This window comes from Paraburkholderia phytofirmans PsJN, from assembly GCF_000020125.1.
Taxonomy (GTDB): domain Bacteria; phylum Pseudomonadota; class Gammaproteobacteria; order Burkholderiales; family Burkholderiaceae; genus Paraburkholderia; species Paraburkholderia phytofirmans.
In genome coordinates, this window is sequence record NC_010676.1 from 3400493 (window position 1) to 3424022 (window position 23530).

Annotated in this window: 20 protein-coding genes; 12 read left to right on the forward strand and 8 right to left on the reverse strand. The window is 64.5% G+C overall.

Annotated features, from left to right (window positions below; all coding sequences use genetic code 11):
• Window positions 1-4: 4 nt before the first annotated feature.
• Window positions 5-1042, reverse strand: coding sequence for a hypothetical protein (locus tag BPHYT_RS34755; RefSeq protein WP_012428806.1), 1038 nt, complete (start codon window positions 1040-1042; stop codon window positions 5-7).
• Between the two features lie 226 nt (window positions 1043-1268).
• Entirely contained in the window at window positions 1269-3560 is a 2292-nt protein-coding gene (locus BPHYT_RS34760; protein WP_012428807.1) for a hybrid sensor histidine kinase/response regulator, read from the reverse strand.
• Window positions 3561-4275: 715 nt separating this feature from the next.
• On the opposite strand from BPHYT_RS34760, the gene BPHYT_RS34765 reads away from it, so the two are divergent.
• The 8 genes from BPHYT_RS34765 (at window position 4276) to BPHYT_RS34800 (ending at window position 11981) form a co-directional block, all read left to right on the forward strand.
• A complete protein-coding gene (locus tag BPHYT_RS34765) occupies window positions 4276-4644 on the forward strand; it encodes a response regulator (protein WP_012428808.1) in 369 nt (122 codons plus the stop codon).
• Window positions 4637-5260, forward strand: coding sequence for a chemotaxis protein CheC (locus BPHYT_RS34770; protein WP_012428809.1), 624 nt, complete (start codon window positions 4637-4639; stop codon window positions 5258-5260). The genes BPHYT_RS34765 and BPHYT_RS34770 overlap by 8 nt, the downstream gene beginning before the upstream one ends.
• Complete coding sequence (locus BPHYT_RS34775; RefSeq protein ID WP_012428810.1) at window positions 5257-6195, forward strand: sensor domain-containing diguanylate cyclase; 939 nt, start codon at window positions 5257-5259, stop codon at window positions 6193-6195. The genes BPHYT_RS34770 and BPHYT_RS34775 overlap by 4 nt, the downstream gene beginning before the upstream one ends.
• Before the next feature lie 277 nt (window positions 6196-6472).
• Window positions 6473-7321: a presqualene diphosphate synthase HpnD gene (hpnD, locus tag BPHYT_RS34780; protein WP_012428811.1), complete on the forward strand. Its 849-nt coding sequence runs from the start codon at window positions 6473-6475 to the stop codon at window positions 7319-7321.
• Between the two features lie 4 nt (window positions 7322-7325).
• The gene (gene hpnE, locus BPHYT_RS34785; protein ID WP_012428812.1) at window positions 7326-8594 is read left to right on the forward strand and encodes a hydroxysqualene dehydroxylase HpnE; all 1269 of its coding nucleotides are present in this window, start codon (window positions 7326-7328) and stop codon (window positions 8592-8594) included.
• Window positions 8591-10621, forward strand: coding sequence for a squalene--hopene cyclase (gene shc / locus BPHYT_RS34790; protein WP_012428813.1), 2031 nt, complete (start codon window positions 8591-8593; stop codon window positions 10619-10621). Before hpnE ends, shc begins: the two co-directional genes overlap by 4 nt.
• A 3-nt stretch (window positions 10622-10624) precedes the next feature.
• The gene (locus tag BPHYT_RS34795; protein WP_012428814.1) at window positions 10625-11356 is read left to right on the forward strand and encodes a phosphorylase; all 732 of its coding nucleotides are present in this window, start codon (window positions 10625-10627) and stop codon (window positions 11354-11356) included.
• A gap of 145 nt (window positions 11357-11501) precedes the next feature.
• Complete coding sequence (locus BPHYT_RS34800; RefSeq protein ID WP_012428815.1) at window positions 11502-11981, forward strand: acyl-CoA thioesterase; 480 nt, start codon at window positions 11502-11504, stop codon at window positions 11979-11981.
• A 138-nt stretch (window positions 11982-12119) separates the two neighbouring features.
• Here the strand turns inward: BPHYT_RS34800 and BPHYT_RS34805 are convergent, their stop codons facing one another.
• Entirely contained in the window at window positions 12120-13142 is a 1023-nt protein-coding gene (locus BPHYT_RS34805; protein ID WP_012428816.1) for an MlaA family lipoprotein, read from the reverse strand.
• 2 nt (window positions 13143-13144) lie between these two features.
• A complete protein-coding gene (gene hpnN, locus BPHYT_RS34810) occupies window positions 13145-15760 on the reverse strand; it encodes a hopanoid transporter HpnN (RefSeq protein ID WP_012428817.1) in 2616 nt (871 codons plus the stop codon).
• Window positions 15761-15973: 213 nt separating this feature from the next.
• Between hpnN and BPHYT_RS34815 the strand changes: the two genes are divergently transcribed.
• Window positions 15974-16579: an MlaC/ttg2D family ABC transporter substrate-binding protein gene (locus BPHYT_RS34815; RefSeq protein WP_012428818.1), complete on the forward strand. Its 606-nt coding sequence runs from the start codon at window positions 15974-15976 to the stop codon at window positions 16577-16579.
• Between the two features lie 124 nt (window positions 16580-16703).
• Here the strand turns inward: BPHYT_RS34815 and hpnH are convergent, their stop codons facing one another.
• Together hpnH and ispH are read right to left on the reverse strand one after the other, a co-directional pair.
• Complete coding sequence (gene hpnH / locus BPHYT_RS34820; protein ID WP_012428819.1) at window positions 16704-17858, reverse strand: adenosyl-hopene transferase HpnH; 1155 nt, start codon at window positions 17856-17858, stop codon at window positions 16704-16706.
• Window positions 17859-17868: 10 nt separating this feature from the next.
• Complete coding sequence (ispH, locus tag BPHYT_RS34825) at window positions 17869-18813, reverse strand: 4-hydroxy-3-methylbut-2-enyl diphosphate reductase (protein WP_012428820.1); 945 nt, start codon at window positions 18811-18813, stop codon at window positions 17869-17871.
• A 343-nt stretch (window positions 18814-19156) separates the two neighbouring features.
• On the opposite strand from ispH, the gene hpnC reads away from it, so the two are divergent.
• Both hpnC and BPHYT_RS34835 read left to right on the forward strand, forming a co-directional pair.
• Entirely contained in the window at window positions 19157-20023 is an 867-nt protein-coding gene (gene hpnC / locus BPHYT_RS34830) for a squalene synthase HpnC (RefSeq protein ID WP_012428821.1), read from the forward strand.
• Window positions 20023-21195, forward strand: coding sequence for a glycosyltransferase (locus BPHYT_RS34835; RefSeq protein WP_012428822.1), 1173 nt, complete (start codon window positions 20023-20025; stop codon window positions 21193-21195). Before hpnC ends, BPHYT_RS34835 begins: the two co-directional genes overlap by 1 nt.
• 59 nt (window positions 21196-21254) lie before the next feature.
• On the opposite strand, the gene BPHYT_RS34840 is transcribed toward BPHYT_RS34835, so the two are convergent.
• Both BPHYT_RS34840 and hpnA read right to left on the reverse strand, forming a co-directional pair.
• Complete coding sequence (locus BPHYT_RS34840) at window positions 21255-21818, reverse strand: hypothetical protein (RefSeq protein ID WP_012428823.1); 564 nt, start codon at window positions 21816-21818, stop codon at window positions 21255-21257.
• A gap of 137 nt (window positions 21819-21955) precedes the next feature.
• The gene (gene hpnA, locus BPHYT_RS34845) at window positions 21956-22966 is read right to left on the reverse strand and encodes a hopanoid-associated sugar epimerase (protein ID WP_012428824.1); all 1011 of its coding nucleotides are present in this window, start codon (window positions 22964-22966) and stop codon (window positions 21956-21958) included.
• Between the two features lie 214 nt (window positions 22967-23180).
• On the opposite strand from hpnA, the gene BPHYT_RS34850 reads away from it, so the two are divergent.
• A complete protein-coding gene (locus BPHYT_RS34850; RefSeq protein WP_012428825.1) occupies window positions 23181-23474 on the forward strand; it encodes an acylphosphatase in 294 nt (97 codons plus the stop codon).
• The last annotated feature ends 56 nt before the right edge of the window (window positions 23475-23530 follow it).

Here is a 23530-nt window from a genome sequence, read left to right on the forward strand (position 1 = left end):
ACGTTCAGACGTGATGGTGCCCGGTCACCCGTTCCCAGCCGTGACGCACGGCTAGCTTGAAACGCTCCCATGTGCTGTCCGGCGAGGTGCTTTCCCAATGGCGTCGTGCTTCCGGTTCGACGTCGTCCCACGGCTGGTCGCGATAGCGCATGTCCTTGCCGATCTCAGCGCCATAGCGGTACGCCGGAACGTAGTCTTCGTAACGTGCATTTTCGGCGGCGTACTGCTCGTCGTAGTGCGCGCGGAAATCTTCCTCGTACTCGAGATATTCGTTCGGCATCTGCGCGCCTAGACCGGCGGTCGGCTGACCTGCGTCCGATACGACTTCGGACGGCTGCATGACCGCGCCCGAGCCCGGCATCGACCCTGCGGCGATCGCGCTACGGCCCACGTCGCCGACCAGTGGATCTGTCACCGGTTCGTTGATCGGATCCATCGCGGGCCGCTCGCTGAGCGGCGGCGGCACGAACGGCTCGGCGTCGGTGCTGCCCGGCGGCACCGCGTACCGAGGCTCAGCCATCGTGGCAGGCCGTTCATAGGTCGCCGCATCCGCGGCGGCGGCGGTTGCAGCCTGCTTCGACACGCTCGATGTACGCGGCGTACCCGGCGTCGCGGCGCCGCCGATGCCAAGTTCATCGAGAACGGAGTGCTCGCGGCCTGTTTCATCGATTGGTGTGTCCCAATCGGGCGCGCGTTCGCCGATATCGGTGGCGCCCAGTCTGACCAAGGTATTGCGAGCGAGGTCCGCATGCGCTTCACTCGCCGCGTTGACGCACACCAGCACCGCGCCGCGGCGTACAGCCTCGGTGTAGCGCGCCGTTTCCGCGGCACGTGGACCGCTAGCAAACAGGCTCGACAGAAAACGTTCGATATTCGCCAGCACGCCTGAACTGGCAACTTCGTCGGTTGCCGAGCCGACCGACGGTTCCGGATTCGCCTGCAATTCGATCATGTCGCGGCCAAAACCGGCCTGGACGAGCGAGTCGCGCGCGGCTTCCGCTTGAGCATAGGTGTCGAATAAACCAATCACGGTGTGTCGCATGGCTGTCTCCCGACGTAATTTAGGCACAACGGACGATGCGCCAACGCGTCGCCCCTCCTGCCGTATTCGCCGCAACGATCATGCCGGGCCCCTGTGTGGCGGACTTGCGCGCCCGCTGGCGCGGACACAGGCGCGGCATCCACAAAAAAGCGCGGCGTGACGCAGCCGCGCTTTTTACAACCATCGGTAAATGCCAGACCCAAACCAACGCCCGCCAATGTCCGCCTTACTCCGCCGTATGCGCCGCCGGGTCGGCGCCCGTCTGCGTCAGATCGCGCTGGATCGTTTGCAGAAGTTCTTCCAACAAACCGATATCGAAAGGCTTGGACAGCACGCGCACGTCGACATGGCGCGCCCGGTCAAGTTCCTCGGCGTAGCCGGTGACCAGAATGACCGGCAGTTTGGTGTCGAATGCAAGCACCGCTTCGGCCAGATCGATGCCGTTCAGGGTGCCGGGCATGTGGATGTCGGACAGCACCAGATCGAACGGCAGCGGTTCGCCGGTGCGCGCTCGCCGCGCGTGGGCGTCGTCGAACAGGCGCAGCGCCGTGTCGGCGTTGAAGACGCACGTGACCTGATGGCCCATCATCTGCAGCAGGGCTTCGGTGCCGGCGGCCACTTCCTCGTTGTCTTCGACTAGCAGAATGCGCAAGCCTGACGGCGCGCCGCTCTCCTCAGAGCCGGAGTCCGGCGGCCCGTCGACTTCAGGCTCAGCCGTGGCGCGCGGCAAATAGAGACGCACGGAGGTGCCCGCACCGACTGCGCTGTCGATCGCGGCGAGACCGCCGGAGCGCTCGCAGAACGCGAAAACCTGCGGCAAGCCGAGGCCCGTGCCCATACCCTTCGGCTTGGTCGTGAACAGCGGTTCGAAGGCTCGCGCGAGCACCTCGGGCGCCATGCCCGCGCCGGTATCTTCGAGCGAGAGTTGCACGAAGTCGCCCGTCAGCGGGAAGCCTTCTTCGTGCCGGAAATGGATGTTGGTGGCGCGCACCGTGAAGCGGCCGCCGTTGGGCATGGCATCGCGCGCGTTTACCGCAACGTTGATGAGCGCCAGCTCCAGCTCGGCGACGTCGACGCGCATCGGCCATATCTCGACGCCGATATCGATCACCAGCGACACCTTCGCGCCGAGCGAGGCGCGCAGCAACTCGCGGCACGCCGGCAGCCAGCGTTCGAGCGACAGCGTCTCGTTGCGCAGCGGCTGCTTGCGCGCCACGCCGAGCAATTGCCGCGTAAGCGACTGGCCGCTCTTGAGCGCCCGCTCCATCGCCGACAATTCGCGGTCCAGACCCGTTACGCCGCGCCGCCGCGCGATCTGCACGTTGGCCGAGAGGATCATCAGCAGATTGTTGAAGTCGTGCGCGACGCTGCCGACCAGCGTGCCCAGCGCTTCCATCTTGCGCGACTGGCGATACGCCGATTCGATCGAACGGCGCATGGACGCCTCGGCCTGCCAGCGCTCCCACGCCTCCTGTTCGGCGCCGAGGCGGCGCAGCGACAACCAGATCACACACCACAAGGCGATGGACGGCGTGAACATCGACAGGATCAGCACGCCGAGGTGCCGGTACCACGCGGCCCAGATCGCCGAGGCACGGTAACCGCACACCACGTACACAGGATACGAACCGACGTGGCGGAACGCGAGGATCAGATCTTCGCCGTCGACGTTCGAATGCATGCGCACCACGCCGGCCCGCCGTCCTTGCGCGAGGGCTTCGGCGAACGGAGTTCGCGGGGCCATGGCATTGGGCTCGCGCGGCGCGCGCGGATAATGCGCGAGGATCGAGCCGTCTGCGCGCACGAGGCTCATGGTCATCGGCGTGCCGTTGCTGCTGCCGCTGCCGCCGAGCAGTTCGCGGTAGAACGCGTCGAAATAGCTCGGCCGCAGCGCGACAGAGACCACGCCGGCGAACGAGCCGTCGGCACCAAGCCGTTCGACGCCCATGTTGAACACCTGTTCGCCGGCGACATGCCCCGTCATGACCTTCGACACATGCTCGAGATCCTTGCCGTCGCGAATGCCGATGAAATCTTCACGCTCGCCGACCGAGATGGCCGGCGCCGGCAGATAGCGGCTGCTGGCGAGCAAGGCGCCGTCGCGCCCGAAGATCGACACCGCGGCCACTTGGGGATAGCCGCCGCCCATCACGCGCAGCTTCTCGTGAATAGCGGCTTCGCGGGCGCGAATGCCGTCGTCGTCCAATCCTTGGGTCAGATCGACGATGCGCGCGTCGAGCGTCTCGTTCATGTCGAACACTTTAAGCGCGTGCTCTTCGGCGACCCGCACGGTGCGCAGCGTCATGTCGGTGGCGTCGGCATCGCGCGCGCGCAAATCGCTGATGGCCATGGCCGCGACATACACGCACGGCAGCACGATCGCCGCGATCAGCAGCGCGATCAGCGTGATGCGCCGCACATGGAAGTTCTGTTCCGGCACGGCGGGGAACAACGCCTCATCCTGCCGGCTAGCGGCAAGGCGGCTCGCGGGCGGCGGTTCGAACCGGTCTGGTGTCATTGTCGATAAAGCAAAGGTCGTTCGGAACGAAGAGGCCGGGAGTCAGCATCATACGAGAAGCATAGACGCGGAGCGGCGGTAGAAGTTACCCGCGGCAAACTGGCCTGCCGCAAGACCGCTCGCGGCGCCGCCGCGACCGGCGACTCATTTGTCTGCTTTTTAAAACAGCGACGAATCGAGAAGCGCAAACGTACACAAAAGCATGGAAGCAGGAAATTCCTTCTGAATCTACCAAAATATTTTCATAAATAGGACCTAATGAGAAAATCTCTTTAATGAAAGCGAAATTGGCGAGTTGCCTTTCCGCCGTTTTGCTTCGAAAATCAGCGCCATGATAAAAATGCGTCCGCCATGTTCGGACGCATCTGCCGCGAGGGCAACCAGCCAAACCACGCGTACAACGCGTGGCGGAAGGCGCTCGCGGAATCACGCGCGCGGCAAGGGACCAGCCCGATCCACGAAGCCGCGCCGATTCATCTACGGGGTAGGCTTCGAACATGCCGGTCATCGCCGTCGTCCATCGTGCGCGTACGCTTTCAGACGTGCCCACTGGTTCCGTCCATCGCGCTTCGCCGCGTGCGCTCCCCGCTCGCCTGCAATCCCGATTTCAGCAACTTTCAGCGCGCTTTGCCGCCGGTCGACAGACTTCGCGCTAAAGAATCCCCCTCGATCCGCCGTTAACGCGAATGAGCTAATTCCGCTTTCCGACCCGCCCATGTCTTTGCCTATTGTGATCGCCGATGATTCGTTGCTTGCCCGCAAAGTGCTCACCAAGGCACTGCCGCCGGACTGGGAGGTCGACGTGTCTTACGCATCGAACGGGCGCGAAGCGCTTGCTTTGTATCGTGAAGGCAAAGCGTCGGTAATGTTCCTCGACCTGACCATGCCGGACATGACCGGCTATCAGGTGCTGGAAGCGCTGCAGCACGAGGATCTGAACACCTTCGTCATCGTCGTCTCCGCCGATGTTCAGCCGATGGCCCAGTCGCGCGTGCGCGCGCTCGGCGCCGTGGCGTTCATCGCGAAGCCCGTGACGCCCGAGGCGGTACTACCCATCCTCAAGGAGTACGGGTTGTATGTCTGAGCCAGTCCTCAACGAAGATCAGCGCGACGCGCTGCAGGAGGTCGCCAATCTGGCGATGGGCCAAGCCGCGACGCGTCTTGCGCGGCTGCTCGATGCGTTCATCGAATTGTCGGTGCCGCGCGTGAAGGTGGTGGAGGTCAGCGAGGCGGCGCAGGCGCTGCGGGAGATGACCGGGATCGAGGACACGGTGAGCGCGGTGCGCCAGGGCTTCCGCTCCGATATCAAGGGCGAGGCGCTGGTGATCTGCCGCAGCGACAGCATCGAGCAACTGTGTGCGCTCGTCAGCGATCCGTACTCGCGCTCCGCTTACGAGGCGGTGAGCCAGACAGAGCTGGTGTTCGACGTGGCCAACGTGCTGACCGGCGCCTGCGTGTCGTGCATCCTGGACCAACTCGGCCGCACGCCGGTCTTCTCCGCGCCGGGCTTGCTCGGCGAAGCCATGACGCTCGACGAAGTCTTCCAGCCCGGCGTGCTGCAATGGGAAGTGGCCTTGCTGGTAGAAGTGAATTTCGCGCTCGAAGACCAGAGTTTCCGTGCGCACCTCGTCATGCTGATGGCCGAGGAATCGATTCGCCATATGAACGGGGCGCTCGACGCGCTGCTGTCGAGCCTATGAATGTGCCCGTGGACTCGTTGAGCGATCTGGTGGTCGAACGTGTCGGTTTCGGCATCTTCGTGCTGGACCGCGACATGAACGTGCTCATGTGGAATCGCTTCATGCAGGATCACAGCGGATTGACACCGGACCAGGTGGTCGGCAGGTCGCTGTACACGCATTTTCCGGAATTGCCGCGCGTGTGGCTGTCGCGCAAGATCGAAAGCGTGTTTCAGCTCGGCAGCTTTGCGTTCAGTTCGTGGGAACAGCGCCCGTATCTCTTCAAGTTCGATCACGACCGGCCGATTACCGGCGGCGTCGACTTCATGCAGCAGGATTGCACCTTCATGCCGCTCATGCGCGAGCGCGAAGTGGTGGCCGTGTGCGTCACCATTTCCGACGTCACGCACGTGAGCATCGTGCAGCGCGAACGCGAGGAAGCGGTTGCGAAGCTGCAGGAATATGCCGATCGCGACGGCCTGACGGGCATCGCCAACCGCCGTTTCTTCGAAGCGCGCCTGCGCGACGAATACACGCGCTGGCAGCGCTACGGCGGCGATATGTCGGTGCTGCTGTTCGATCTCGATCACTTCAAGAAAATCAACGACCAGTTCGGCCACGGTGTCGGCGACACGGTGTTGCGCGTGATGGCGCAGCGCGTCGCCGAGGTGGTACGGGCGCAGGACACCTTCGGGCGCTTCGGCGGCGAGGAGTTCGCGTTGCTGCTGCCGTGCACGCCGCTCGAGGACGCGATGCGCGTCGCGGAAAAAATCCGCTGCACGATTGCCGACACGCCGGTCGAAGTGCAGGGCACTTGCGTGCCGGTGACGGCGAGCGTCGGCGGCGCGTCGGCGCGGGTCGGCGTGCCTTCGTACGACGTGCTCATCAACGAGGCCGACGCGGCGCTCTATAGCGCGAAGCGGCAAGGACGCAACCGCTCGGTCGCGTTCGTCTGAGGACGTCACAGAGCAGCGGCGTCGCCACTCACACGAGGCGCGTTTCAAGCCCTGCGGCAAGCCGCGTGACACGCCGCTCCACCGCCACCAGACTTCTTTCCGGCCCTAAATCCGCCGACGAAACTGCGGCATCTCACAAACGTTGATATACTTTTCGCCGTTTCCGGCCTCCCAGCCGGGTGTTTCGCGCGTGTCCGCGCGCGCGTGCCGCCAGCCCTGCGGGTGGGCATCAAACTTCTTGAACGCCTTTCAGCGGGCGCCTCCAGCGGAGATCGTCTTGGCTGTTTCCAATCTTGTCGTGGACGATACAGAAATCGACGCCGCTGCCGCCACGTCCGGCAGCTCGTTCTATCTCGCCATGCGCATCCTGCCGGCCGCGCAGCGCGATGCGATGTATCAGGTCTACGCCTTCTGCCGCGCCGTCGACGACATCGCCGACAGCGACCTGCCGCGCGCCGAACGCGCCGCCGCGCTCGAGCGCTGGCGTGCCGATATCGACGCGTGCTACGCCGGCGCGCCGCGCGCTTCGCTGCGTGCGCTGACGCGGCACATTCACACCTTTCACCTGCAACGCGAAGATTTTCACGCGATGATCGACGGCATGGCGATGGACGCCGCCGAAGACATCTGCGCACCCGACGAAGCCACGCTCGACCTCTATTGCGATCGCGTCGCCAGCGCGGCGGGCCGTCTTTCGGTGAGGATATTCGGGATGCAGGAAGAGCCTGGCCGTTTGCTCGCGCATCATCTGGGCCGCGCGCTGCAGCTCACCAACATCCTGCGCGATATCGACGAAGACGCCGGCATCAACCGCTGTTATCTGCCGCACGAATTGCTGGCGCGCGAAGGCATCGCGGTGAGGAATCCCACGCAGATCGCCGACGACCCGTCGCTGCCGCGCGTGTGCGCCACGCTCGCCGAGCGGGCGAAGGAGCACTTCGCCGCCTCCGACGCGATCATGGACCGCGAGCCGCGCAACCATGTGCGTGCGCCGCGCATCATGTCGGGCGTGTATCGCTTGCTGCTCGAACGGACGCTGGAGCGCGGCTTCGACATTCCGCGCACGAAGGTCAGCAAGCCGAAGCTCCGCATGCTGTGGATCGTGGCGCGTTACGCGCTCTTCTGAGCTGATGCAAAAGCTCGTACATGTGGTCGGCGCAGGCCTTGCCGGCCTGGCCGCCGCAGTGCAACTGCAGCGGCGCGGCGCGCACGTCGTGCTGCATGAAGCGGCGGCCCAGGCGGGCGGCCGTTGCCGCTCGTACTACGATCCCAAGCTGGGCGCGACGCTCGACACCGGCAATCACATGTTGGTGTCGGGCAATACTGCGACGCTCAACTACGTGCGGGCGATCGGCGCCGCCGACGAACTGGTCGGCCCGGCGCAGCCGGAATATCCGTTCGTGGATCTGGCGACGCGGGCTCGCTGGACCGTGCGTATGTCGCCGGGACATTTGCCGTGGTGGGTCTTCGATCCGAACGCGCGCGTGCCGAATACCGGCCCGGCCGATTATCTGGCGCTCGCGCCGCTTCTGCTCGCCCGACCGGGACGCAGCGTCGCGCAGACCATGCGTTGCAACGGTCCGTTGTGGGACCGTCTGCTGCGGCCGCTGTTTCACGCGATGCTGAACGTCGAGCCGCGCGATGCGTCGGCAGAACTGACGGGCGCCATGGTGCGCGAAGCGCTGCTTGCCGGCGGCCTCGCGTGCCGGCCGCTGGTCGCGCGTAACGGCCTTGGCAGCGCGTTTGTCGATCCGGCCTTGCGCCTGCTGCAACATGGCGGCGCGGCGATCAGGCTGGGTTCGCGCCTGGACGGAATCGTTTTTGCCGCCGACAACCGCCGTGTGCAAGCGCTGCATTTCGCCGGCGAGAGCGTCACGCTCGACGCGAACCATGCCGTGATTCTCGCGGTGCCGCCGGACATCGCGCAGACGCTCGTGCAAGGTTTGCGCGCGCCGACGCGCTTCGCGGCCACCGTCAACGTGCATTTCGCGGTCGAGCCGCCGTTTGGCTTGCCGCAGGTCACCGGGCTGCTCAACGGCACGGCCGAGTGGCTGTTCGCCTTTGAGGGCCGCTTGTCGGTGACCGTCAACGGCGCTGAGCGCTTGCTCGACACGCCGCACGAAGCCCTCGCGGCCTCCGTCTGGGCCGAAGTGGCGCAGGCGGCCAGCTTGCCGGCCGCGCCGATGCCGGCCTGGCAAGTCGTCGTGGAAAAGCGTGCGACCTTTGCCGCGCTGCCGGATCAGGAAACGCGGCGGCCCGGTACGCGCACTCGCTGGAATAACCTCATGCTCGCGGGCGACTGGACGGCTACCGGCCTGCCCGCGACGATAGAAGGCGCGATCCGCTCCGGCCAGAAGGCCGCGGATACGTTGCTGAATGAACCGATGGAACGCCGATGAACGATTTATCTCAAGCCCAGCCACTGGACGCCATCCTGCCCGATTTCGCCGACGCAGCGCCGAGCGCGCCCGCGCCGGCCGTTACGGGCGAGGCGCCCACGGCATCGCTCGACGCCGCGATCACGCGCGCGACCGAGGCGATTCTCGCCGCGCAGAAGCCCGACGGCCACTGGGTCTACGAACTCGAAGCCGACGCGACGATTCCCGCCGAATACGTGCTGCTGGTTCACTATCTCGGCGAAACGCCGAACCTCGAACTGGAACAGAAGATCGCGCGCTATCTGCGGCGCATTCAGTTGCCCGACGGCGGCTGGCCGCTGTTCACCGACGGCGCGCTCGACATCAGCGCCAGCGTGAAAGCGTATTTCGCGCTGAAGATGATCGGCGACCCGGCCGACGCCGAGCACATGGTTCGCGCGCGCGAGGCGATTCTCGCCCACGGCGGCGCCGAAACCGTGAACGTCTTCACGCGGATTCTGCTCGCGCTGTTCGGCGTGGTGTCGTGGCGCGCGGTGCCGATGATGCCCGTCGAGATCATGCTGTTGCCCATGTGGTTTCCGTTTCATCTGTCGAAGGTGTCGTACTGGGCGCGTACCGTGATCGTGCCGCTGCTCGTGCTCAATGCAAAGCGGCCGGTGGCGCGCAACCCGCGCCGCGTGCGCATCGACGAACTGTTCCGCGGCGCGCCGGTCAACACCGGCCCGCGCGACCGGGCGCCGCATCAGCACGCCGGCTGGTTCCGGTTTTTCAGCGGCGTGGACGTGTTGCTGCGCGCCGTGGATGGTCTGTTCCCGAAGTCCACGCGCGAGCGCGCGGTGCGGCAGGCGGTGGCTTTCGTCGATGAACGGCTGAATGGCGAAGACGGCCTGGGCGCGATTTTCCCCGCGATGGCGAACTCGGTGATGATGTACGACGTGCTCGGTTATCCGGCCGATCATCCGAATCGCGCGATTGCTCGCCAGTCGATCGACAAGCTCCTCGTCATCAAGGATGACGAAGCATATTGCCAGCCGTGTCTGTCGCCGGTGTGGGATACGTCGCTCGCGGCTCATGCGTTGCTCGAAACCGGCGAGGCGCATGCCGAACAGGCCGCCGAACGCGGGCTCGCGTGGCTGCGTCCGCTGCAGATTCTCGACGTGCGCGGCGACTGGATTTCGCGCCGTCCGAATGTGCGGCCGGGCGGCTGGGCGTTCCAGTACAACAACGCGCATTATCCGGACGTCGACGATACGGCGGTGGTCGCCATGGCGATGCAGCGCTCGGCAACGGTGACGCAATCCGATGTAGATCGCGACGCCATTGCGCGTGCGCGTGAATGGGTGGTCGGCATGCAGAGCAGCGACGGCGGCTGGGGCGCGTTCGAGCCGGAAAACACGCAGTACTACCTGAACAACATTCCGTTCTCCGATCACGGCGCCCTGCTCGATCCGCCGACCGCGGACGTCTCGGGCCGCTGCCTGTCGATGCTCGCGCAACTCGGCGAACTGCCGCAGAACAGCGAGCCGGCGCAACGTGCGTTCGACTACATGCTGAAGGAGCAGGAATCGGATGGCAGCTGGTACGGCCGCTGGGGCTTGAACTACATCTATGGCACGTGGACCGCGCTGTGTTCGCTGAACGCTGCCGGCCTGCCACACGACGACCCGCGCATGAAGCGCGCAGCGCAGTGGCTCCTGTCGATCCAGAACGAAGACGGCGGCTGGGGCGAGGGCGGCGAGAGCTACAAGCTCGACTACCACGGCTACGAGCGTGCGCCGAGCACGGCTTCGCAAACCGCGTGGGCTCTCATGGGCCTGATGGCGGCCGGTGAGGTCAATCACGAAGCGGTGGCGCGCGGCGTCGCGTACCTGGAGCGTGAACAGCGTGAGCACGGTCTCTGGGACGAAACACGTTTCACCGCGACCGGTTTCCCGCGTGTGTTCTATCTGCGTTATCACGGCTATCGCAAGTTCTTCCCGCTGTGGGCGCTGGCGCGCTTCCGTCATCTGAAGCGCAACGGCCTCACGCGCGTCGCGGTCGGGATGTAACGGATGCCGTTTTCCACAAGCCTGTCAGCCGATGACGGCCGCAGTCCCTTGCCGGTGATCGTGGTGACGGGCATGGCGTTCGAAGCGCGCATCGCCCGCGGCGAAGGCGTCGAGGTCGTCTACGCGGCGCGCGCCGATCTGCTGGAGCGCGCGTTGAGCGCGGCGGTCGAACGCGGCTGTTCGGGCATCGTCAGTTTCGGCACGGCGGGCGGTTTGGCGCCGGATCTGGAGCCGGGCTCGCTGATCGTCGCGGATGCCGTCGAGGGGCCGTTTGGGCGCCTCCAGACCGATCGGCCATGGTCGGACAGGCTTGCGGCCGCGCTGGCCGCCGGGCCGCTCTCAACGCGTTTGCGGCGCGGTCTCGTGGCGGCGGTCACCGCGCCTTTAGTGAGCGCTGGCGACAAGGACGTGCTGCATCGCTCGAACGGCGCTTTGGCGGTGGATATGGAATCGCACATCGCCGGGGCGAAGGCCGCCGCGCATGGAGTGCCGTTTGCCGTGTGCCGCGCGATTATCGATCCGGCGTGGCGCACGCTGCCTTCGGCGGCGACCGCCGGTCTGCGCGACGACGGCAGCACGACGCTGGGACCGATTTTGCGGGAATTGGTGCGACAGCCGTCGCAACTCGGCGCACTGATCCAGGTAGCCGTCGACGCCCGGGCGGCGCGCCTCTCGCTGGTCCAGGCACGGCGCGCGATCGGCGAGGCGGGTGCTTTTCGAATGGCCGTCGCCTGAAACGCACATAGCTGCGGGACTTTCCTTCTTATTCAGCAGGTATTGAAATATTAGGGAAAACCCTTATATTTGGTACAATGTCAGTGTTAACCCTAGGTCGTGAGGCGAACTCGCAGGCCTAGGCGCCTTGAACACGGAGTACCAAATGAATTTTCACACCAGAAAGTGGGTCAAGCCCGAAGACCTGAACCCGAACGGCACGTTGTTCGGCGGCAGCCTCCTGCGCTGGATCGACGAAGAAGCCGCGATCTACGCCATCTGCCAGTTGGACAATCAGCGCGTCGTGACCAAGTTCATGTCCGAGATCAATTTCGTCAGTTCGGCGCGGCAGGGCGACATCATCGAACTCGGGATGACGGCCACGCATTTCGGCCGCACGTCGATCACGCTGCGCTGCGAAGTGCGCAACAAGATCACGCGCAAGAGCATCCTGACCGTCGAGAAGATGGTGTTCGTCAATCTCGACGAGAACGGCGAGCCGGCGCCTCACGGGCGCACGCAGATCCGTTATGCGGATGAAGCGTTTGCCCGCTATCGCGAAAATTCGCGGCCGGTGCCGCAAGGCGCGGTTGCCGTTGAAGAAGAGCGGGTTGCGTCGCGTGCCGAGGTAGATAGCCTGCATTGAACCGGCTGCCTTGTTCTAACGCAGGTTGCGGCGCGTTGCGCGCCGAAGCGGTAAACGGTAGCTCGTCCGGTTCTGTGCCGGCGTCGAGTCCGGCTTTACGGGGCGCCCGTTCTGGGCGCCCCGACTAAATCCCAATACTTATTGCGTCACCGGCGCTGAAGCCGGTTGTGCGCTGTTTGCCGGCGCGGCGGGCGGTGTCGGTGCGGCCGTGCCTGAAGCGCCGTTGGGCGCGGCAGCCGGCGCTGCCGGCGTCGACCCTGCCGCGCCGCTCGCCGGCGTTTCGCCTGGATCGCTGTAGTTGGGCACGCCGGCCGGCGCGCCCGTGGCAGCGCCAGAGGCGGCATTCGGGGCCTCCGCGGCGTCGCCCGGATCCGCGTAGTTCGGCAGCGCGCCAGCCGCCGGCGCGCCTGCCGCGGGTGCCGCCGAGGCGCCGGAATCGCCCTGATCGCCCTGATCGTCATAGTTCGGCAGCGGCGCTGCGTTGTCGCCGGTGCCGCGCAGACGCGCACGGCGCTGCTGCGTATAGGCATCGCGCACGAACGAGTACTTGTCGAGCGCTGCCTGCTGCAGCAGGTCCGATGCACCCAGCAGGTCTGAACGCACGCTCACGAACTGCAGCAAGTACAGCGGATTGCGCACCGCCGGCTCCATGTAGTTCAGCGGGTTGAATTTCACGTCGACGATCAGCCCCATGCTGTCACGCACTGTGCTCGGCCCGAACAGCGGCAGCACGAGGTAAGGGCCGGACGGAATGCCCCAGTGCCCCAGCGTCAGACCAAAATCCTGATGATGTTTGGGCAAGCCAGCCGGCGTCGCCCAATCGAGCAGGCCGCCCAGGCCGAAGGTCGAATTGAACGCGAAACGGACGATGTCTTCGGTCGCGTCGGTGATCTTCAATTGCAGCAGCGCGTTCGCGGCGTTGGACAGATCGCCGAGATTCGAAAAGAAGTTGCTCACGGCGGTGCGCAACGGTTGCGGCGTTACCTTCTGGTAACCCTTCGCCACCGGAACGGCGACGTAGCGGTCCAGGCCGTCGTTGAAATTGAACACGACCCGGTTCATTGGTTCGAACGGGTCGCCGGGTTTGCGGTCGGGGCCGGTGGCGCAGCCAGAGATCAAACCGGTGGCGACGAGCGCCAGCGCGGCGTTACGCAGCTTCATGCTTATATTCCTTTTTGCTTCGCGCGACGTGAGCGCGGCTTGCCCATCAACACGGGTTGAAACACCACTGCGCCGATCAGTGTGCAGAACAGCGAGAGCGCCAGCAAGCGCCCCATGCTCGACGTCCCCGGATGGTGCGACAGCCAGAGGCTGCCGAACGCCGTCGCCGTGGTCGCCGCGCTGAACAGCACAGCGTGGGTCAGGCTCGACTGCAGTAGACCAGTCTGACCGTGGCGCCACGCCATCACGAAGTAGATCTTGAACGCTACGCCGACGCCGAGCATCAGCGGCAAAGCGATGATATTCGCAAAGTTCAGTGGCATGCCGAATACCACGCACAACTCGAGCGTCACGAGCGCCGATACCAGCAGCGGAACCAGCGTGCGCAGCATGTCGCCGACGCGCCGCAGGGCGATCCACAGCAGGATTGCAATCGAGACGAGCGCGTAGCCGGCGGCCTGCAGGAACGCCTTGATGATGGTATCGGCGGAATGCAGGATCGAGATCGGCCCGCCGATCGCGCCCGGCTCCGCCTTCTTCACCGCGTGGGCGAAGTGGGCGAGCATGACGTCGTCGTTCGGATCGGTGCCGGGCTTCACTTTCGGCGAGATGTCGACGAGCGCGCGGCCGTCCTTCGAGACCCAGGCCTTGGAGATTTCCTTGGGCAGATTCTCGTAGGTGATCTCGGTGGGTTGCAGCAGGTTGGCCAACTGCTTCAACGCAATGCGCAGCGTCTCGGACATCGCGGTTTCGGCGCGATCGCGCGTGGCGGCGTCGGTGGCGGCTAACTTCTGCAATGTGGCGGACAGATGCTTGGCTTCGGCGGCGCCGGGGCCCGGGTGATCGTCGGCGGCGAGCGAGAGCTGGTTCGACGCGCGCTTGAGCGCGGCGACGCGGATAGCGTCCGTTGCCTGCTGCGCGGGCTGCTGCTGCAGCGCGGGCAATAGCTGCTGCGCGGCGCTCGCGATCAGCATCAGCTTCTGCTGCTGGTCGGCGGGAACGAAGGTGTCGAGCGTGTTGACGCGGCCCACTTCCGGCAATGTGCGCAGATGGGCGGCCATGCGGTCGGCGTCGGCGAGCGAGGGCGCGAGCACATGCACGTTGTTGACCGCGGCCTCCGGCGAGTCCTTCAGCGACAACAGCGTCTCCATCGACTCCGTATGCGGGTCCTTCAGATGCAGCGGGTTGAAGTCGAAGCGCAAATGCGTGAGCAACGGCGAGGCGCCGATCACGACGATCAGCGTGCCGATCAGCACCGGCTTGCGATGATGATCGAGAAAATCGTCGACGGGCGCGAGTTGCTTGAAGCCGGGCGAACCGGCTTCGCCTGGCGGCCTGAAAATCTTCAGCAGGGCCGGCAGCAAAGTCATATTGGTGAAGTACGCGACGAACATGCCGACGCCCGCGATCTCGCCCAACTCGGACACGCCGCGGTAAGCCGTCGGCAGGAACGAGAAGAAGCTCAATGCGACCGCGATCGCGGCGAGCGTGAGCGGCACGCCGATACTGTGCGACGTGTGCATCAGCGCAGCGGAAAGCCGGTTATCGCGATTGCGCTCCTCACGATACTTGACGCCGAACTGCACGCCGAAATCGACCCCGAGCCCGACGAACAGCACCATGAAGGCGACCGAAATCATGTTGAGCGCGCCCACCAGCATCAAGCCGAGCGCCGCCGTGATCGCGAGTCCGACGAACAGCGTGATGAACACGGCTGCGATCATGCGGCCCGAGCGCAGCGCCAGCCACAAAATGATCAGCACGACGATGAAGGTGCCGATACCGTTGAGCGCCGCGCCGTCCTTGACCGAAGCGAACTCTTCGTCGGCGAGCGGCTGTTCGCCGGTCAGACGGACGATAGCGCCGTAGCGCGATTCGAGGTGCAGCGCGGCGGCGGTGTCGCGGATCGACTTCGACGCCGACGCGCCCGGCTCCAGCGCGTCGTAGTTCACGACCGGCTGCACGATGACGAAGGCGCGCGCGGGCTCGGCAGCCGCGCTCTTGTCGACCAGCGCGCGCCACGAGAAGGCGGCCGGCTGGCCGGCCAGCACGCGGTCGAGCGTGCTCGCGCTTTGCGACAGCAGATGGCTCATGTCGCCGAGCTTCACCTGACCGAGCTGAAGCGGCAGCAACAGACTCGTGGTCAGCGTGCCGGCAAGGCCGGTCAGGCTCGGATCGTGGGCGAGGGCGTTGACGAGCGGGCGCGACTGGACGAGCTGCGAGGTGGTCGACATGACCTCGTCGAGGGACGGGAACAGCAGGCCATTGTGTTCGAAGAACGGGCCGCCGGCCGGCTGCGAAACCGCCACGAACTCCTTGGGATCGGCTTTGAGAGCCGTGGTCAGGGCTTGCGCGGCGGCATCGGCGAATTCCGGCGCGCGCGCTTCGACGACCACCAGCACGGTTTGGCCGCGATCCGGGAAGGCCTCGTCCACAGCGTGTTCGAGCGCCGACCATTGCTTGTCGTTCTCGATGAGACGGCTGATGTCCGTGTTGATCTTGAAGTTATAGGCAACGTAGAAACCGCTCAGAACGGCGAGCACGAGCGACAGCGCGACGACCTTTAACGGATGACGCACTGAATACGCGACGAGACGGACAATAGATGACTTCAGCATGTAGGCGAACGTGGCCTTATCACGGTTGTTGTTTTTTACGAAAGTGCACAAGTATACAGAGCCGGAGGGATCAGTCTCCGGTTCGGTAGCAAGTGCGGCTCCCGCACACGCTCTGCGGGGTGGGAACGCAATCTCGGTATACTGGTCTATCCTGCTCACGCCGCGTGCTTGCAAGCCCGGCGGTGCTTACTTCTTTCAGGTTCTGTCGAGCGTATGAAACGTTATCTGTCTGCTTTTCTGGCTGCGGCCTTGGTGTCCACCGCGGCATATGCGCAAAGCGCGCCCGACGCGGTGGTAAAAAGTGCTGTCGAGGGCACGGTGGCCGCGATGAAGGCTGACCCGCAGGCGCGCGGCGGCGACATGGCCAAGATCACCCAGCTGGTCCAGACACGCTTCCTGCCGGCCACGGACTTTCAGCGCACCACGCGCATCGCGGTCGGCAAGGCATGGTCCACCGCGACGCCCGATCAGCAAAAGCAACTGTACGAGCAGTTTACGCTGCTGCTCACGCGCACTTATGCGGCCTCGCTGTCGCAACTGCGTGACCAGGACGTAAAGTTCAAGTTCGCGCCGGTCAACGTGCCGGCTGGCGCCAAAGACGTGGTCGTGCAATCGCACGTGCTGAGCAATGGCGGCGACGACGCGATCGACTATCGCATGACCAAGGATGCCGCCGGCTGGAAGGTCTACGACATCAACATGATGGGCGCGTGGCTGATCCAGGTGTATCAGACACAATTCGCCGATCAGATTTCCAAAGGCGGTATCGACGGGCTGATCAAGTTTTTGACCGCTCACAATGCGCGTAGCGCTGGGTAACGGTTGATTCCCTCACGTCGCAACGAGTGAGGCATGAGGCATAAAAAAAGCGCGGTGGCTGAATGGCCATCGCGCTTTTTTGCATACAGGACAGTGGGCGACGCGAGGCCGCCCGTTCGACCGCTCAGGTTGCGGCCGTCGCCGTCTGCACTTTCTTGCCCTTGCCCGACACCTTGATCTCTTCCAGCTTGATCTCGACGTGACGCGAGAAGACATACTCGGCGGGACGTTGCTTATCCAACGGAATGTCCTTCGTGAAAGCGCCCGACGTCTTCGGACCGCGCAGGCTGACCTTCAGCGCCTTCAGCGGATGCGTGACCGTATCCATCACGGCGGTCGCTTCGAAGCCGCAGTGCACCATGCAGTCCGCGCACTTTTCGTAGTTACCCGTGCCGTATTTTTCCCACTGCGTGGTTTCCATCAGTTCCTTGAAGGTCTTCACGTAACCTTCGCCGACCAGATAGCACGGCTTTTGCCAGCCGAATACGGTACGCGCGGGGTTGCCCCACGGCGTGCATTCGTACGTCTGATTGCCGGCCAGGAAGTCGAGGAACATGCTCGACTGGCTGAACGACCAGTTCTTGCCGTTGTTGCCGCGCTTGAAAATTTCGCGGAACAGGTGCTTGGTCTTGTCGCGGTTCAGGAAGTGCTGCTGATCCGGCGCGCGTTCGTACGCGTAACCCGGCGACACGGTGATGCCGTCCACGCCCATCGGGCCCAGCGTGTCGAAGAACGCAGCGACGCGTTCCGGCACGGCGTCGTTGAACAACGTGCAGTTGATGTTCACGCGGAAACCGCGGCGCTTCGCTTCCTTGATGGCGGCGACCGCCTTGTCGTACACGCCTTCCTGCGACACCGAGTGATCGTGCGCCTGCTGATCGCCGTCCAGGTGAACCGACCAGACGAAGTACGGATTCGGCTCGTAGTCGTCCATCTTCTTTTCCATCAGCAGCGCGTTCGTGCACAGGTACACGAACTTCTTGCGCGCCATGATGCCCTTCACGATCTGCGGCATTTCCTTGTGCAGCAGCGGTTCGCCGCCTGCGATCGAGACCACCGGCGCATTGCACTCGTCGACGGCTTCAAGGCATTCTTGCAGCGACAGGCGCTGATTCAAGATGGGATCCGGATAATCGATCTTGCCGCAGCCATTGCAGGCGAGGTTGCAGCGGAACAGCGGCTCCAGCATCAGGGCGAGCGGGTAGCGTTTGTTACCGGACAGATGCTGACGCATGATGTATGCGCCGACCCGGACTTTCTGTAGCAGCGGAATAGACAAGACGTCCTCCTTAAACTTCGCGTGCAGCGAGTGGTTGCATCAGCTTCGATGGCAACTTGAATTCGACCTTTTCTTCACGGCCCGCCATCGTCGTGACATCGACGGGCCCCAATGCGCTCAGCGCATCAATTACGTTCTTGACCATCTCTTCCGGCGCCGAAGCGCCAGCCGTGATGCCGACGGTCTGCACGTTCGCAAACCATTCCGGCTTCACTTCCGAACCGTCGGCGACGAGATAGCTCGCCACGCCGCTTTCGCTGCCGATCTCGCGCAGCCGGTTCGAGTTCGAACTATTGGTTGCGCCCACCACCAGCAGCACGTCGACCTGCTTGCTCAACTCGCGGACCGCCGCCTGGCGGTTTTGCGTGGCATAGCAGATGTCGCGCGTATCCGGACCGACGATGTCGGTGAAGCGGCGCAGCAGCGCGTCGATAATGCCGCGCGTGTCGTCCACCGACAGCGTGGTCTGCGTGACATAGGCAAGCGGCGTGTCGACCGGCAGATCGAGGTGCGCGACCTCGGCCTCGCTCTGCACCAGCAGCACTTTGCCTGGAATCTGGCCGATCGTGCCTTCCACTTCCGGGTGCCCGGCGTGGCCGATCAGAATCAGCGTGCGGCCGGCGCCGACGTACTGGCGGCCCTGCACATGCACTTTGGTGACCAGCGGGCAGGTCGCGTCGAGCACGTCGAGACCTCGTGCTTCGGCGTCGCGCTCGACTGTCTGAGCGACACCGTGCGCGCTGAAAATCGCCACGGCGCCTTGCGGCACTTCATCGAGTTCCTCGACGAAGCGCGCGCCTTTCTGGCGCAGATTGTCGACCACGTGCCGATTGTGAACAATCTCGTGGCGGACATACACAGGTGCGCCGTGTTGCTGTAACGCGCGATCGACGATCTCGATTGCGCGAACAACACCCGCACAAAAGCCGCGGGGTTGAGCAAGGATGACTCGCATAAGTTGGCGAACTCCGACTGACGCGGGTTTCGAAGAAGTCGGTAAATCTGACTTTATCGCCGCGATCATCTAATTAGTTGACGTCTTGAGCCCCGGCGACGTGCCGGTACAGCAAAACCAAACGCGCATTCTAACGCTATCGGCCGGGCTTTGCTCTGGCGGCGCCCGGCGGGTGTTGGTGACGCGCCGCAGCAACGGAACGATGCCCGGCGCGGCAGGCAACCGGTGGGGCAATGCGAATGCGGTAATGATTGCACGCTGCAGCGGTTTGACGGAACCCTTAAACTACGTAGTCCCGCGGCGCTTGGCGCCCGCATTACAAAAGGGTTTCGAGGCTCGCTGGATGGACGTCGATCAATACGAAAACTTTCCGGTCGCGAGCGTGTTGCTGCCCAAGGCGCTGCGCGCGCCCATCGGCATTATCTATCAGGTTGTCCGCACCGCGGGTGACATTGCCGACGAAGGCGACTGGAGCGCAACCGAGCGGCACGCCCGTCTAGCCGACTTCCGCGCCGGGCTCGACGCAGTGGCGGAGCGGCGCGCGGCGCCAGTGCATCCGCTTCTGTTCGGCAAGCTTGCCGGTGTGGTTGCCCAGTATAAACTGCCGCTCGCGCCGTTCTACGATCTGCTTCACGCGTGCGGCCAGGACATCGACACCAATCGCTATGCCGACCGCGCCGCGCTGCTCGACTATTGCCGCCACTCGGCCAATCCGCTTGGGCATCTGATGCTGCACCTGATCGGCGCGGCCACGCCGGATAATCTTGCCGACGCCGACGCGATCTGCACGGCGTCGCAGTTGATCAGCTTCTGGCTCGACGTCTCCGCCGACTGGAAAAAGGACCGCGTGTATTTGCCGCTGACCGATATGCGGCGCTTCAACGTGACCGAGGCGCACATCGCCAACGGCGTCGCCGATGACGACTGGCGGGCGCTCATGGCGCACGAAGTGTCGTTCGTGCGTGAGATGCTGGTGCGCGGCGCGCCGCTCGCGCTGCGAATTCCGGGGCGGCTGGGCATCGAGTTATGCGGCGCCATTCACGGCGGCCTGCGGTTTCTCGAACGCATCGAGAAAGTGGGCTACGACGTGTTTCACGAGCGGCCGGTGCTCAATACGTTTGACTGGTGCGTGGTCGCGGCCCGCACGGTGGTGATGTGGCTGTCGCGTCGTGTCGGCGTAGAAGCGCGCTCAATCGAGGGTAATGCTTAATGGCGGTGGTTCTGTTTCTTCTGTCTTGTCTCTCCTTGCTGATCTGGTGTGTGCTGCTGTTCGCGCGCGGCGGTTTCTGGCGCGCGCGTCCCGCCGCGCCCCTGACCATCGCGCCGCGCGCAACGTGGCCCGCCGTGGCGGCCGTGGTGCCGGCCCGCAATGAAGTCGATGTAATCGCCGAGGCGGTCACCACGCTGCTTCAGCAGGACTATGCAGGCGAATTCCACGTGATCGTCGTCGACGACCACAGCACCGACGGCACCGCCGACGCCGCTCGCGCGGCCGCCCTGCAGTTGCAATGCCCGGACCGTCTGACCGTGTTGAGCGCGAAGCCGCTGCCGCCGGGCTGGTCCGGCAAGGTGTGGGCACAGTCGCAAGGTATCGAGGCCGTGCGCACGCTCGGCTTGCCCGCGGATTTCCTTCTGCTGACCGACGCCGACATCGGCCATCCCGCCGACGCAGTCGCGCAACTCGTCGCGCGCGCGGACGCAGAGCAGCGCGATCTCGTCTCGCTGATGGTGCGTTTGCGCTGCGATTCGTTCTGGGAAAAAGCGCTGATTCCCGCTTTCGTGTTCTTCTTCGCCAAGCTGTACCCGTTCTCGTGGGTCAACAACCCGCGCAATCGCACGGCGGCGGCCGCGGGCGGCTGCATGCTGGTGCGCCGTAGCGCGCTCGAAGAAGCGGGCGGCATCGAGTCGATCCGCGCCGAGTTGATCGACGACTGCAGCCTCGCCGCGCGCATCAAGCATCGCGGCACGGGGCGTCATCCGATCCGGCTGGATGTGGCGGCGCGCAGTGTGTCGCTGCGTCCGTACGACAGCTGGCGTGAGATCTGGAACATGATCGCGCGCACGGCCTTCACGCAATTGCGCTACTCACCGCTGCTGCTGGCGGGCACGCTGGCCGGCATGACGATCATTTACCTGATGCCGCCGGTCGCCGCGCTGGTGCTCGGTCCGACGGGCTGGCCGGCGTGGCTCGCGTGGGCGGCCATGTGCTGCGCTTATGCGCCGATGCTCAGCTATTACCGTCGCTCGCCGTTGTGGGCGCCGTTTCTGCCGCTGATCGCGTTGTTCTATGTCGGCGCGACGTTCGCGTCGGCGGTTCGTTACTGGCGCGGCAAAGGCGGACAATGGAAGGCGCGGGTTCAGGCGCCGGTGCAGGAACGCTGAAGCAAGCGGTAGTCAGAAATCGCGGTGGAATGCAAAAGCGGCGCTCGGGCGCCGCTTTTTTACTTGGTGAGCATCATGTAAAGCTGGATCACCATGTCTGGCGAGAACGTGAACGGCACCCAGCCGTGGCCGGTGTGGCGCATGACCAGCAAACGGTCGCCATTCGACTGTTTCTGCACCGCCATGACCGGATTTTTAGTGGACACGAAGCGCCAGCCCGGCGGAATGCCCGGCGGCGGTTCCGGCGTCATCGACGCGCGCGCATTCGACAGTTCTTCGATCAATTGGCCGATCTGCTCCGCGCGCAGCGCGACCGTCTGCCCGCCGATCGTCATGGTGATTTCGTTCTGCGCGGGGCGATTGATTTCGAGCGTGGGCTGACGCTGCGGAGCCGGAGCCGGAGCCGGAGCCTCGCCTTCGACAACGGCCGCCTCGGTCTCAGCCGGGGTCGCAGCCGGTTGTGCGTGGGAATCGGACGCGACCTGATCCGCCGACGCCGACGCTTGCGGCGCAACGTTCTCTGCGGGTGACTCGGGGATGTTTTCGGCCTGCGGGGCCACGACAGCCTGAATGAGCTGATCGACGCCCAGTTCCAGTGCGCCGAGCTGTTCGTGAAGATTCATGCGAGGTTTCTCTGGTAAGACCCACGATTTTAACTGCTGCGCGTAGGCTTTTACCTGTCGCTAACACAGTGACGTTGTAACAAAATGCTTGCAGCCGAGCCGGAACGCCGGGCGCCGGCCGCTTATTCGCGCAAAGCTCACGGCTTCAGATAGCCAGCTTGTCTGAACCAGTCGAGTGCGTCGCTCAAGCCCTCGCGATAGGGCCGCGAGCGATAACCGAGCTCGCGTTCCGCTTTTGCCGAAGAGAAATACATCTTGTTCTTCGACATTTTCAAGCCGTCGACGGTGACGAACGGTTCGCGTTTCGTGATCTTGGCGACGGCTTCGGCGCCCATGGCCAGCGGATACAGCGGCCAGCGCGGCAGGCTCAGCGTCGGCGCCTTGCGGCCGGTCAGCGCCGCGATATCGGCGAGCATCTGTTGAAGCGGCAGATTTTCGCCGCCGAGAATATAACGCTCGCCGATCTTGCCGCGTTCGAGCGCGAGGAAATGGCCGGTCGCGACGTCATCCACGTGCACGAGATTCAGGCCCGTGTCGACGAACGCCGGAATCTTGCCGAGCGCCGCTTCCACGATAATGCGTCCCGTCGGCGTCGGCTTGACATCGCGCGGTCCGATTGGCGTGGACGGATTGACGATCACCGCCGGCAGGCCGTCTTCGGCGATCATCCGCTCCACCGCGCGCTCGGCCAGCACCTTGCTGCGCTTGTACACGCCGATCGCCTGATCGGCTTTGAGCGGCGAGGTTTCGTCGGCGGACTGGCCGGAACTGGTCACTTTCAACGTGGCGACACTGCTCGTGTAGACCATGCGCTCGACGCCTTCCTTCAGCGCCGCGCGCATGGTCGCCTCGGTGCCTTCGAGGTTCGAGCGCTCGATCTCGCTCGGGTCAGGCGCCCACAGCCGATAGTCGGCGGCCACGTGCAGCAGATAGCGCACGCCGCGCAGTGCGTTGCGCATCGACGCTTCGTCGCGCATATCGCCGACCACGATTTCCGCGTCCAGCGACTCGACGTTCTGACGCGGGCTCGTGGCGCGCACCAGCACGCGCACCCTGAAACCCTTCTGTTGCGCGATGCGCGCCACCGACGAGCCGACAAAGCCGGAGGCGCCGGTCACGAGTACGAGATCGCGATTTTGTTCGGTCATTCTGTTTCCATTCCCCGCATGACAGTCGACGGATTGTACGTGGCGCGCGCGCCGTGTGTCGCGCCGGCGGTCCCACGCGAACAGTCAGATGCACGCTTTGCCGAGCAAGCTCGCCGCGACGCGACTAGAATGCCGGCTTGAAAGATTGTGCGTTGCACGGCACAGGAGTAAGCGCTAAAGCGCCAACTCCGGTCGACAGAATAGAGAGGACGGCATGGCTCCGGATCTGGATCAGCGGATCGAAACGTACTACGTGCGCGTGCGCGGCACGGTGCAGGGCGTCGGCTTTCGCCACGCAACCGTGCGGCAGGCTCACGCGCTCGGTATCAAAGGATGGGTGGCGAATCTCGACGACGGCTCCGTCGAAGCGATGTTGCAAGGCTCGGCGAACCAGGTCGACCGCATGCTGTCGTGGCTGCGTCACGGGCCGCCGGCGGCGCGCGTGACCGAGGTGGCCGGCGAAGAGCGCGCCACGGAAAAGCGCTACGAACGTTTCGAGCAGCACTAAGCGGCTGCACTTAGAACGCCAATTACGCAAAAAACAGAAGGCGGCGCGCCATCATG